This is a genomic window from Pseudomonas sp. gcc21 (assembly GCF_012844345.1).
Taxonomy (GTDB): Bacteria; Pseudomonadota; Gammaproteobacteria; order Pseudomonadales; family Pseudomonadaceae; genus Halopseudomonas.
The window spans coordinates 1,499,204-1,512,064 of the sequence record NZ_CP051625.1 but is presented as its reverse complement, the minus strand read 5'-3'; the positions used below and the strand labels follow the sequence as shown (position 1 = coordinate 1,512,064).

At 45.8% G+C, this 12,861-nt stretch carries 10 protein-coding genes; all 10 read left to right on the top strand.

The annotated features are described in order from the left end of the window. The first annotated feature begins 177 nt into the window (after positions 1-177). Positions 178-2,007, top strand: coding sequence for a glutamine--fructose-6-phosphate transaminase (isomerizing) (gene glmS / locus HG264_RS07025; RefSeq protein WP_169407000.1), 1,830 nt, complete (start codon positions 178-180; stop codon positions 2,005-2,007). 27 nt (positions 2,008-2,034) lie between these two features. Further along, positions 2,035-3,270 (top strand): lipopolysaccharide biosynthesis protein, encoded by a 1,236-nt coding sequence (locus tag HG264_RS07020; RefSeq protein ID WP_169406999.1) that lies wholly within the window; start codon positions 2,035-2,037, stop codon positions 3,268-3,270. Further along, positions 3,267-4,409 (top strand): polysaccharide pyruvyl transferase family protein, encoded by a 1,143-nt coding sequence (locus HG264_RS07015; RefSeq protein WP_169406998.1) that lies wholly within the window; start codon positions 3,267-3,269, stop codon positions 4,407-4,409. Before HG264_RS07020 ends, HG264_RS07015 begins: the two co-directional genes overlap by 4 nt. A gap of 132 nt (positions 4,410-4,541) precedes the next feature. Beyond that, entirely contained in the window at positions 4,542-5,888 is a 1,347-nt protein-coding gene (locus tag HG264_RS07010) for an O-antigen ligase (RefSeq protein ID WP_169406997.1), read from the top strand. 2 nt (positions 5,889-5,890) lie between these two features. Continuing rightward, entirely contained in the window at positions 5,891-6,895 is a 1,005-nt protein-coding gene (locus HG264_RS07005) for a glycosyltransferase (RefSeq protein WP_169406996.1), read from the top strand. 148 nt (positions 6,896-7,043) lie between these two features. Beyond that, the gene (locus HG264_RS07000) at positions 7,044-8,036 is read left to right on the top strand and encodes a hypothetical protein (RefSeq protein WP_169406995.1); all 993 of its coding nucleotides are present in this window, start codon (positions 7,044-7,046) and stop codon (positions 8,034-8,036) included. 6 nt (positions 8,037-8,042) lie between these two features. Beyond that, positions 8,043-8,930, top strand: a complete 888-nt coding sequence (locus tag HG264_RS06995) for a hypothetical protein (protein WP_169406994.1) — start codon at positions 8,043-8,045, stop codon at positions 8,928-8,930. A 206-nt stretch (positions 8,931-9,136) separates the two neighbouring features. Then, entirely contained in the window at positions 9,137-10,441 is a 1,305-nt protein-coding gene (locus tag HG264_RS06990; RefSeq protein ID WP_169406993.1) for a hypothetical protein, read from the top strand. Positions 10,442-10,444: 3 nt separating this feature from the next. Further along, positions 10,445-11,662: a UDP-N-acetyl-D-mannosamine dehydrogenase gene (wecC, locus tag HG264_RS06985; RefSeq protein ID WP_169406992.1), complete on the top strand. Its 1,218-nt coding sequence runs from the start codon at positions 10,445-10,447 to the stop codon at positions 11,660-11,662. Further along, positions 11,662-12,798 (top strand): non-hydrolyzing UDP-N-acetylglucosamine 2-epimerase, encoded by a 1,137-nt coding sequence (wecB, locus tag HG264_RS06980; RefSeq protein WP_169406991.1) that lies wholly within the window; start codon positions 11,662-11,664, stop codon positions 12,796-12,798. Before wecC ends, wecB begins: the two co-directional genes overlap by 1 nt. The last annotated feature ends 63 nt before the right edge of the window (positions 12,799-12,861 follow it).

The window sequence follows — 12,861 nt, the reverse complement described above, 5'->3', positions numbered from 1 at the left end:
CGGGGCGATGCGGCACCAACCCGTGGGAGGCCCGCCCTCGGGGCGATACAAGCAACTCGAACTATCAGCTAAAAAACTAAATCATTGAGCCCAGACAGTCAGCAAACCAGCCATCTCAACCCCGGCTGGCTTATCACCCATCAACAAGAACCAAGAAAACCAGGACACCCCAACACCATGTGCGGAATCGTAGGCGCAGTCGCCAAACGCAACATCACCCCCATTCTGCTGGAAGGCCTGCATCGCCTCGAATACCGCGGTTACGACTCCGCCGGGCTGGCTGTACTGGCGGAGGGCAATGGCCTGCTCCGCGTACGCGCCAACGGCAAGGTCGCTGAGCTGGAAGCAGCACTACAAGCCACACCCGCCATCGGCCACCTGGGCATCGCCCACACCCGCTGGGCCACCCACGGCAAACCCGCCGAACGCAACGCACATCCGCACCTGTCAGACCGGTTGGCAATCGTTCACAACGGCATTATCGAAAACCATGCACAACTGCGCAAAGAGCTGATCGAAGCCGGCTACACCTTCACTTCGGACACCGATACCGAAGTCGTCGCACACCTGGTGGCTTTCCACTACAGCCGCAAACCAGACCTGCTGTGCGCCTTTCGCGCCACCCTTAATCAGCTGCACGGCGCTTACGCGCTGGGCCTGATTCATGAGGATGAACCCGACACCCTGTATTGCGCCCGCATGGGCAGCCCGCTGGTCATCGGAGAGGGTAGTGAAGAACACTTTATCGCCTCCGACCCGCTGGCCCTGCTGCAGGTAACCGATCAGTTCATCTATCTGGAAGAGGGCGACTACGCACGCCTGACATTAACCAGCCGTGACGTATGGAACCGCCAGAACCAACCGCGCAACTACCCGATTACCCGCTACGAACATGCAGCTCACAGCATGGACAAGGGCGAGTACCGCCACTACATGCTAAAGGAAATGTATGAGCAGCCTGCAGCCATAGCCGACACCCTGAGCGGCATACTTGGTGAAAACAGCGTACTCACCGCCGGCCTGGGCCCGGATGCCGAAACACGGTTTAAAGACGTGCAAGCCATCCACATTGTCGCCTGTGGCACCAGTTACCATGCCGGCCTGGTTGCCCGTTACTGGATTGAAGAACAAGCCGGCCTGCCATGCCAGGTGGAAGTGGCTAGCGAGTTCCGCTATCGCCGGGTCTCCGTCCCAACCAATACCCTGTTGATCACCATTTCCCAATCCGGTGAAACAGCTGACACCCTGGCCGCCCTGCGTTATGCCAAGCAACAGGGTTATCTCGCCAGCCTTGCCATTTGCAACGTAGCCGGCAGCTCACTGGTACGTGAAGCCGACTGGCGTCTGCTGACCCACGCCGGCCCGGAAATTGGCGTGGCATCCACCAAAGCCTTTACTACTCAATTGGTAGCGCTGCTATGGTTAACCACCGCTCTGGCCCAGGCCAACAACCGCGCTCCGGAAATGATCAGTGCCAACGTGCGCGCACTGCGCGGCTTGCCAGCACTCATCCAGCAAACACTAGCGCTGGATAGCGAAATCGAAACACTGGCCGCCACCTTCGCCAACAAGCATCACGCACTCTTTTTAGGCCGCGGCACCCATTACCCCATCGCCATGGAAGGGGCGCTCAAGCTCAAGGAAATTTCCTACATCCATGCAGAAGCCTACGCCGCCGGTGAACTCAAGCACGGCCCCCTGGCTTTGGTGGATGAAGACATGCCCGTGGTGAGCGTCGCCCCCAGTGACAGCCTGCTGGAAAAACTTAAATCCAACCTGCAGGAGGTCCGCGCACGCGGCGGCCAACTGATTAACTTTGCCTGCGAAAGGGCAGACCTGGACGACGGCGAAGGCATCACTCACATCAAGATGCCCTGGGTATATGAAAGCGTATCCCCAATCGTCTACACCATCCCGCTACAACTGCTCAGCTATCACGTAGCGCTGGTTAAAGGCACAGACGTTGATAAGCCAAGAAATCTAGCTAAGTCCGTTACCGTTGAATAACATGTTGACCAAGAGGGCAAGTTAGCGATGACCCTAATCAGGAAAGCAGTTGCCAACGGGCTCTTGCCGGGTGTCAAAATAATAGTAGCTTTTTATCTGACTAGATTGATTCTTAATAGTATCGGGCCTGTAAACTTTAATGTCCTAAAAGAAGTTATGGCATTATTAAGCATGACGTGGGTGCTCCAGTTGGGACTAAACTCATATCTAACTAGAAGGTTGCCCAGTCTATTCAAAAATGGCGACGAGCGGGGTCAGAGAGAGATTGTTTCAACTGTGGCGTTTTTTTACAAAAGTCTGGCTGTTCTGATCCTGTTGTTCGGCACGGTCTGTGTGCTATTTTATGTTGATGACCAAAATTACAAATACGCGTATTTTGTTTGCGTAGTGGCATACTTTTTCTCTACCGCGCTATCACACCAAAAGGCAGTGCTATCGTCCCGGCAAGATTTTGAATTAATCGCAAAGCTCGAGATATCTTCATATCTAATATTTGCTGCTGCAATGTATGTCGTGTGTAGCTACTATGATGACTACAGATATGTTTTTGCTATCTCGGTAGTGCCGATAATACTTCCTCAATTGTTCATGCTCGTGACGCTACGAAAAGAAGCTCCAGTAAGCATGAAACTATTTTCGCTATCGATTCTGAAGGACTCTATCAAGTACAGCTACGCTAATGTGCTTTTTACGGGTGCGGTCTTATTAATAACTCAGATGTCATTCGTTTTCATAGTTAGAATTCTCGATACGAATCAAGCAACCGGTTATGTGCTCGCCTATCAACTTATCACGGTATATTCATCTGTAGTCGTGTTGATGCTTGCGACACTGAAACCAGAATACTCAAAAGTTTACGACAGTAGAGAGATATTAGATAATACGATTAAGAAGAATGTAACAATAGCCTTATTGGTGCTCTCGTTAACGTACTATTCGCTGTTGTTCGCATTTATTGATGATGTGATATTATTATGGATCGGAAGTGACAAGTATAGCGTCGGTCGTGCCGAGCTGGCCTTGTTAATGATCTACAATATATTGTACGTAATGGTCTATTCGGAATATATATATCTCAGCTCTGTCGATCGGCATAGACATTTTGGGTTGGGTTTCTTTGTTCTAAGCGTAGCTGCTTCCGCTTTTATATTGCTATTCGTAAAGGATGCGAAACACATTTTGATACTCGTGGATATAGTGGCCTTTTCTGCCTTAATGGGAGCTAGGGTTGTGATCAAAAATTCAAAAAAGGTCGTGGCTTGAATATATCAATAGTTGGTTCGTTCATGACACCTAACTTTGGAGATGAACTCCTCCTGGAAGTTATGGTTAGAAGAGTCAGAGAATTTTATGGTGAAGGTTCTCGTATCTTCGTCCCCTATTGTTTTGACGATATCAAAAAGATGGAAAACGTCAAATATGGAGGTGGTGATGAAGATTTACTTGAATCTGACTTGGCTATCTTTGGTGGCGGGGGGTATTTAGGCGAAAATCCGGCGTATCAGGAAACCCCAAAGAATTCGAGATGGTGGTTTGACCGGAATGATGATCTATTTATCTTCAAGGTACTGCGAATAAATAGGTATATTGGTAAAGGTATTCCAAAAAGACAATCTATAAGATCGTTTTACAGATATCATAACATCGTTGAGAAATGTAAAAGAAATCACATACCTTATGTTATTTTTGGGGCAGGGTGTGGGCCGCTTGATTCTTACATCAATAGAATATTCGTTAGAAGTATTTCAAAGGCTGCGAGACAGGTTTTTTTGAGAGATTGCGAGTCCGTCAAGGCATTTAACTCTGTATCTAAAAAGAACGACGCGAATCAAACTTGCGATATTGTCTTAAGTGAGCTGATAGAACATATTCCTACTAAACAAAAAGTCGAAACGGTCGCGTTCCATATAGGTCAGATAAGCTCTGAAGCACAGCTCCGTGCGATATCAGAGATTATAGATTTTGTCAGCCAGAAAAACGTGAATATAAAGTTGATATGTGATTCGTTCTCGATACATCAAGTAATACCTTCTAAAGAGTTAAGTGCGGAAAAAGCTCTCCTTCTTTCAGAGTACAAAGGGGATACGCAATCATTTGTCGATGAAATCAAGAGTGCGGACTTGCTAATAACAACTAAACTGCATGCTGCAATAGTTGCATATTCCGTGGGTACGATACCGATATCGATCCCATCGCATGGTAAGACAAGAAGGTTTTTTAAACAAATCGGTATGGTTGATTATTGCGCCCCAGAATACTCAGTCGACCCATCCCAGGTCAAAAGAGTAATTGATATGGTTATTAGAAACCCGAATTCCTCTATTGTTAAAATGCAGGGGTCGAGAGTAGCATTGAAAACACTTGTTTTAACTCAGATTTCGGATTGCTTTAGAGGCGTCTAGCCTCGCCTTGCTGTCGAATGTGTTCCGTGCTCAACTAAACTGAATTGCGAGTAAGTCTTGAGTGCATACAGCAAAAAGTCAATTTGTTGATCGGAGTAAGAAATTGGCTTGTCGTAAAATTAAGGCGAAAACGTGATCAATAAAATGAAGCTGGGAGATTTTTTATTTTTGTGTTGGTGGGGGGTTGTCGTACTTAATTCAATAACGGATCTTGGTTATCTATATGCTCTCTGCTGGTTGGTATTGGTAATAGGCTTGCTGTTCATCGACTACAAGTATGGGTTGATACTAATAGGTAGTACCTTTTATCTTCCGTCGACCCCAAGCACGTTAACATCTCCTTTTTTGCTGTTGCATATTCTGACACTTTTAGCTGTAGTTGGTAGCGGGACGCCACGATCGATATCGATGTTTGCCACAAAGAAAATAGTACCTTTTGGCCTGTTTTTGGTTTTTTCAGTTGTCTACTCCGTTTTGTTTTTTGATTCAGCACTAGCTGGTGGGGTGGGGCACTATATGTCGGCAACGTTGTTCCTTATAGTATGTTTCTTCTTATTCGAAAAAATTCAAAACCTAGATCAGATAGATTTTATCCTGAAAAGGGTTCTTGTTGTCGCTGCGTCATCTATAGCGGTAGCGCTGATCCACAACTATTTAGGAGCAGAGTCTAATTTGTATCAGAAAATACTTTCTACCGGTGATTCAGAACAGTTTCAAATGAAGTTGCACACCACTTCCGATAAGTCTGTATCCAGATTGATATGGCCAGGCGTAGATCCAAATTTTTTTGCTTCGAATTTATTTGTAGTTCTCGCGCTAAGCCTGTACTACAGCCATAAGAATAGAGCCTTTCTTCTCGTTGCTGCATTGATTGGGATGTCTGTGATTGGAAGCTATTCCAGGAGCGCGTTTATCACTATGGTTTTGATGTCTTTCTTGCTGTTTTTGAAAGGAGATAATAAAAAGCTTGTTATGGTTTTGGTGGCAGCTTTGTCAGTCTTGGCGGGCATATTTGCCGTCGATTATGTAGAGAGAATATTATCTATATCAGATAATCTGGCGAATTCTGGGGGTAGCGGTAGGTTCGAAAGGATTGGCTACGGAGTAGCGGTGGTGGCGGATAATATACTAGGCGTAGGAATTGGCAACGTTTCTCAGGCACTCTGGACTGGGGTCATGAGTGAAGGATGGACAACGCACAACACCTACTTACAAGTTTTGGTAGAGTCTGGAATATTGCTTTTTTTGCTGTTTATATGCTCGCTTTATCATCTTCTTTCCACAGGGTGTGTTATAAAGTCGGAGCCTTTGATAGCCTATATGAAGGTTGGTTTATTGGCTACGCTATTTTTCTACGTCACAATACCAGTTATGGATTGGCGATTTTTTATATTCTACGTGTTCATTTATGTTTACGCTTTTAGGTTATCTGAAGAACAGCCGCCAGTTATGGTTGGACCGACTATTAACAAGGTTTAGAGATGAAAGTATTATTCGTGTCCTATCCTCATGTAGGGCTAGGTAAAGGTGGAATGGCTCGCCAAATAAATTTCACTAAACAGTCCTTAGAGAGAATTGGTCATCAAGTTTTTGTACATAATTTTCTTATGGATGAGTTTGATAGTTACGATGTATGCCATGTGTTTGGTTCGCATTCGTCTTCAAAAAAAGTTGCAGATCATTTCCGAATTCTAGATAAGCCTGTTGTAGTGTCATCAGTTATCAATATGTTTGGCGAAAGAACTATAAAAGGTAGGATGAAGAATGCTCTGGCTAATAAAGTTCCTGGTTTTTTAACCGAAACCAAACTTAGCAAGCTGATGTTGAAGTCTGCGGACTGTTTAATTGCTTTGAATAAACAAGAGTCCGCGTTACTTGTAGACTTTTTTGATATCCCGCAAGAGAATATTCGAATTATCCCAAATGGTATAGATATAAACCTATCTGGCGGGCAATCTAATACGCCTAAAGAGCAGTTAGTGCTATGTGTGGGAGAGGTGTGTGAACGCAAGAACCAGCTTTCCTTAATAAAGGCTTTTAAAAATATAGATTATGATCTAGCTCTTGTCGGCCCTATGAAAGACGAGTCTTATAAGCTGCGTTGTAGTGTTGCTGCCGAAGGGCTCCCAAACATTAAGTTCTATGGTGAGCTGGCCTATGGCTCGGAGCAAATGCGAACTTTGTATGAACGTGCCGCGGTTTTTTGCTTGCCAAGCATATCGGAGGTTCAACCTTTAACCTTGATTGAGGCGGCTAGCTTCGATTGCAATTTAGCTGTATCAAACCAGTTTCCATTGCAACCGTTTTTAGAACAAGGTACGACGAAGTTCCACCCGATGGACACCGCTGATATTACGAAGGCGATAGCTAAAGCTATGGGCCAGAGTTCTTATTCTAGAAGTAGTTTGATCGAGCAGCCTACTTGGGAGGGGGTGGCTTGTGAATTGGAGTCTATATACAAAAAACTGTTGGAGGTCCCTCATTGAATGACCGTTGATAGAGTTCGCTTTGATGTGAATAACATGCCGATGAGCTGAGCGGCTCTGCATGACCGCCTATTGCTATAATTCATATATCCCGCATCCGATTGCAACTGGTCGGCCATTCTTTGAACAATTTTGATGGAGCTCGTTGGTGGGTAAACTATTGGTGGTTGTACCTAACGGACTATCAGACGGTGTGGTGAGCTCTCAGGTTTTCGATAAATTTGAAGGCGTGGAGGACGTTATATTCTTCATGCGCAAGGCTCATCAAGATAGTTCAGCTCTGGATTTGAAAAGCATTGCGCTCGTAAGCACGTTTTTTGAATTTGTTAAAGAGTTGAGAGCCTCTGATATTGTCTATACTCGTAGTGTCTTTGATTATTTATATGTGTATTTTCTAGTGCGCTGTCTGCTTATGAAAGCTAAGATAACGATAGATGTCCGTGGTTTGGTCGCTGAGGAGTCTAGGACAAGGGGCCGTGGAAACTTAAGATATTTAGTTCTCGATTCACTGCAGACGTTTTCCGTCCGGTCGGCGAATATAGTAGAGACAGTATCCGAGAATATGAAAAAACACTTGGAATCGCGTTATCCCATCTCGGTCTCCCGGGTAACACCGTGTCTGGTCTCTAAAAGAAAAGTCAGGCGGAAAATTATCGATGAGGGTAACGGCGCATTAGATGTATCACGTTTTATTTACGTCGGATCGATGAGTGAATGGCAGCGATTTGATATGGTATGTAAGATTCTTTCGAATTTCGATAGCGAATATTCTCTAACAGTCGTCACTAGGCAGGCTGTCAAGGCAACAACCATATTGGAACGCTTCGGTCTACAGGCGAATGTGGTTGGCGGTGACTGGGAAGTTGTCCGTGAGGAACTAGATAATGCAGATTTTGGCTTTATATGCAGGGATAACAATTTGGTGAATGTCACTGCTTCACCGATCAAGTTTTTGGAGTATGCGGCACGAGGTGTAATTCCTATAATGACCAAGTGGGTTGGTGACTATTCAGATATCTTCCATGATTGTGCTGTGGTTATGGAAGATGGTGCGTTTGTAAATTCCTCTGATTTGAAAAAAGTATATACACAGGAGACACTGGATCTGATCCATAGAAAAGTTTCCCAGTACGTTTGGTGAATGACTATGATTAGAGTCGTTAGTACCGGTGGCTTACCTCCACCGGTGGGTGGTGTGACCGTGTTTCTGAAATACTTTTCTCAGGCGATTAGGTCAAAAAAACACGCAAATCATGAATTTATAAAATTGCGCAAACTGTTTTTGTATCATGACAGTATTTTACATATAAATTGCTCTAATGAGGTGAAGCGGCTTGTATATGTGCTGATCGGTAAGCTCTTCTTTGATAAAGTTTTCATTGTAAAGCATGGCGGAGAGTTTGAGTTAACAAGCCTTCTTGTCAAGTGCTCATTATTCCTGGTTGATGGCGTTTTTTGTTTAAATCAAAAAGTGCGAGATCAACTCATTGGTTTAGGTGTAAAGACCTTCATGCATTCAACCATTTTCCGTGAAAACCAGTTTCCCGGCAAGGTTGATTCTACAAGGCCGACTGGGCGAGAAGTTTTGCTTTATATTAATAATAGTTCAGAAAAAGATCGTAAGTCGGTGTATGGGGCTGATTTTATACTGGACTGTCTCGATGATATTGTAGCGGTTTGTAATCTCACAATTATAGATTTGAGTAGGTCCTATCGACAAAAATTTGAGGGTCGTCCAGGTGTCTCGTATATTGATGAGCCGCAGGATTTTATGAGGATGGTTCGTGAGTTCGATTTGTATATAAGGCCCACTCGAAGCGATGGTATGTCCGTGGCTTTATTAGAGGCGGGTCTGTGTGGTGTTAAATGCTTGGCTAGTGATGTGGTCGATAGGCCTGGGTTTGTATTTACATACGAGCTGGACAATAAAGACAGTTTTCTGGGTATGTTGAACTATGTTTTGGATTATGAAGGTTGTCCGAACGTGACGGGCCTTTCATCTATACAGGATGTCTTGGACGTGATGCGTGGTTGATGCGCAGAGTGTGGCTAGAAGCGTAAACGCCAATTCAAACAAATAGATTAAATCTGGCGGGTGCGCTTCATGGTGAAAATTATATGTGCCGAATTTGTGTTCAAGCCCAGAAGTAATGTGTAATTATGCAGTGCTTGCCACGATGTTGATCAAGGAGCTGAGAATTAAATAAATATTAAACTATCACATCTGAGGTGCGCAGATCGATGCTGAGTATTTTGAAGAAGATATATGATGGTACCCCTAAGAAGTTTCTAGGGTTTCTCAAGTTTACGCCAGATGCAATTCTTTTTGGAAAAAAATATCGACCAACCCTAGATAACATTACTACAAAAGATTATGTGGCTGGGCGCTACCTTGCGGAAACATTGAACTACGCTCGAAAGTATACGCAATACGGTAAGGATAACATACCGAGAGACGTGAATGAGCATAACGCTTTAGCAGTCCTGGAAAATCTTCCTCTAGTTTCCGCAGATGAACTGTCGCAAAATCTCGATTACTACGCGTCCTCAGAGTATGGATCACTCAACTCATTTATTACGACCACCGGCGGGACTGGTCGACGACCTACAACCATAAGGATCGCTAATGAGCTGTTTGGCATCGAATGGGCGTACGTTCACTCAATATGGGGTGTGACAGGGTACAGTCGTAAGAAGCATACGAAGCTTACTCTTAGGGGGAAAAGCTTATCTGATGAGAAAGTTGTGGAGTACAGTCCGGTATACAATGAGGTGGTGGTTGATACCTTTAAGTTGTCTTTTAGCAATGCTCATCAGCTAGTTAGCGCGTTCTCTCGGTTCAATATTAAATATATTCATGGTTACCCTTCGCTAGTCTTGGAGTGTATCCAATATTTCAGGTTTTTGAAGTTTTCTCCCACTTTAAAGGGAGTGTTTCTTGTTAGTGAGGCTGCTGACGTTCATTTGAAACGCCGTATAAAAGAGTTTTTTAGTTGCCCAGTGGTGTCCTTTTACGGTCAATCTGAGAGGGCCTTGATAGCGGCGGATTTCGATGCCAGTGGGCACTATAAGGTATTCACTAGCTACGGCTGGCCTAGAGTCGTAGGAGGGGAGCTGGTGGTTACGTCGTTTGTTAATAGAGCGTTGCCGTTGATCAATTATAAGGTTGGGGACGGTGCGCAAATAGTATTTAGAGATGATGCTGTTTTTTTGACTGATGTGACTAGTCGCTGGGGAAAGGACTTTGTTTATTTAAGCAAGGACAAAAAGATTTCTAGTGCAGCCCTTAATCTGCATTCTGCAATGCAGTCTGAGGTATTGTACTACCAGATACACCAATACGAATACGGCGCTATAGAGCTGCGTATCTTGCCGCGGCACGATACTAAACTTCCTTTCGACGAGATCCGGCGTGAGATACATGATGAGTTCTCTAGAAATCTAAAGGATTTTCGTGTTTCGAGTAGAATAGTGTCCGATGACGAGGTTGAAAAAAGTTCGAGAGGTAAAATGATGTATTTGGTCCAACATTTAGATGTGAGGTGATTAATGAATTATGAAGCCAAGGTGTGTACGCTGGGGTTGGGTTATATCGGTCTTCCAACATCTGCCTTAATCGCGTCAAATAATATACCGGTACACGGTGTAGATATCTCCCAAAAAGTGGTCGATATCATCAATGCTGGTAAAATCCACATCGTTGAACCTGATTTAGATGCTGCGGTGGGGAGTGCTGTCTCAGCAGGTTTTTTGCGTGCGGACACCAAAGCAGTAGCGGCGGATGTTTATTTGGTGGTCGTGCCTACGCCTTTCAAGGGCGGAAGCCACGAACCGGACGTCTCTTATATTCAGGCAGCTACAGAAAGTATTTTACCGCTACTGAAGGAAGGAGACTTGTACATTATCGAGTCCACGTCCCCGGTGGGCACTACTGAGCGCATGGGCGACTTCATCTACGCACGACGTCCAGAGCTAAAAGATAAGCTGTACGTTGCCTACTGCCCGGAACGCGTGCTGCCCGGTAATGTGATGTACGAGCTGGTACATAACGACCGTGTGATCGGCGGCGTGGATGAAGCTTCCACGCAAAAGGCATGCGCGTTTTATCAGCAATTCGTTAAAGGCGAGCTTCACCGCACCAATGCGCGTACTGCCGAGATGTGCAAGCTGACGGAAAACGCCAGCCGTGATGTGCAAATTGCTTTTGCAAACGAACTATCGCTAATTTGTGACAAAGCTGGCATTGATGTTTGGGAGCTTATCCATCTGGCCAACCGACACCCTCGGGTGACCATATTGCAGCCGGGAAGCGGAGTAGGGGGGCATTGCATCGCTGTTGATCCTTACTTCATAACCTCTGAATTCCCCATGGAGTCGCAGATCATTGGCAAGGCGCGAGAGATTAACAACTACAAGGCGTTCTGGTGTGCTGAGAAGGTAAGGCATGCGATTCGTGACTTTGCCGTCCAGCAGGGTAAGGCTCCTTCCGTTGCCTTGTTGGGCCTCGCCTTCAAGCCCAATATCGATGATTTGCGCCAGTCTCCTGCCGTTTATATCGCGCAAAAAGTACTGCAAGAAGCGGGCGATGAAGCTTATTTTATCGTTGAGCCGAACATTCATGAACACGCCTATTACAAAATTACCGAGGTAAATCAAGCGGTTGAACATGCGGATATTGTAGTGTTCCTGGTTGCTCACAAAGAATTCAAGCAACTCGAAATTCCTGGCGACAAGGTAGTGCTGGATTTCTGCGGGGTGACAAAGTAATGAAGGTTCTGTCCATCTTCGGTACGCGTCCGGAAGCTATAAAGATGGCCCCCTTGGTTAAAGCCTTGGCCGAAGACAGCTATTTTGATGCGAAGGTGTGCGTGACAGCCCAGCACCGTGAAATGCTTGACCAGGTGCTTGAGCTGTTTGAGATCACCCCCGATTTTGATTTGGACCTGATGAAGGGCGGGCAGGACCTTTACGACATTACCTCTGGGGTATTGCTTGGCCTCCGTGATGTGCTGAAGGATTTTCAGCCGGATATGGTTCTGGTGCATGGCGATACAGCCACCACCTTTGCTACAACGCTGGCTGCCTTTTATCAGCAAATTCCGGTAGGACACGTTGAAGCAGGCCTACGTACCGGGAATTTGTATTCACCGTGGCCGGAAGAGGCTAATCGTGTTCTCACTGGGCGATTGGCTGCTGTGCATTTCGCGCCTACCAAGCGCAACCAGGATGCTTTGCTGCATGAGCATATTGCAGCTGACACAATCACTGTTACTGGCAATACGGTCATTGACGCGCTGCAGTGGGTGGTAAAGAAGATTGAGCAGTCCACCGAATTGCAAGCAAACATACAATCAGCTTTGCAGGACGCGGGGCTCAAAACTGATGTATTGAGCAATCGGTATGTGCTGGTAACAGGTCATCGCCGGGAGAATTTTGGTGAGGGTTTTGAGAATATCTGCAAGGCGCTAAGCCAATTGGCCGTGGCGAACCCTGAAACACACTTCATTTATCCGGTGCATCTAAACCCCAATGTGCAGGAGCCTGTAAAGCGTTTGTTGGCTGGGTCCTCTAATGTGCATTTAATCCAACCGCTGGGTTACGAGCCCTTTGTGTATTTGATGAAAGGCGCTTATCTGGTGCTAACCGACAGTGGCGGCGTTCAGGAGGAGGCCCCTGGGCTTGGGAAGCCTGTCCTGGTAATGCGAGATACAACTGAGCGGCCAGAAGCGGTTGAAGCAGGTACGGTGAAGCTTGTTGGGACCAATGCCGAGGTTATTATTTCTGCCGTCCAGGAACTCATAGATGATGCCGACCAGTATGAGCGAATGTCTGCAGCTCATAACCCTTATGGGGATGGGAAGGCAAGCCAGCGCATCCTCGAGTTTCTGAAGAATCTTCCGTAAGGACTAGCCGTAGGTAGTCGGACAGCCATGGGCTACTCGTGTGCTCCGTTGCCAATCACCTTC

Bases quoted from the DNA above. Each gene is read 5' to 3' on its own strand.
- glmS (WP_169407000.1), top strand. From the start codon at position 178: ATGTGCGGAATCGTAGGCGCAGTCGCCAAACGCAACATCACCCCCATT.
- HG264_RS07020 (WP_169406999.1), top strand. From the start codon at position 2,035: ATGACCCTAATCAGGAAAGCAGTTGCCAACGGGCTCTTGCCGGGTGTC.
- HG264_RS07005 (WP_169406996.1), top strand. From the start codon at position 5,891: ATGAAAGTATTATTCGTGTCCTATCCTCATGTAGGGCTAGGTAAAGGT.
- HG264_RS06995 (WP_169406994.1), top strand. From the start codon at position 8,043: ATGATTAGAGTCGTTAGTACCGGTGGCTTACCTCCACCGGTGGGTGGT.
- HG264_RS06990 (WP_169406993.1), top strand. From the start codon at position 9,137: ATGCTGAGTATTTTGAAGAAGATATATGATGGTACCCCTAAGAAGTTT.
- wecC (WP_169406992.1), top strand. From the start codon at position 10,445: ATGAATTATGAAGCCAAGGTGTGTACGCTGGGGTTGGGTTATATCGGT.
- wecB (WP_169406991.1), top strand. From the start codon at position 11,662: ATGAAGGTTCTGTCCATCTTCGGTACGCGTCCGGAAGCTATAAAGATG.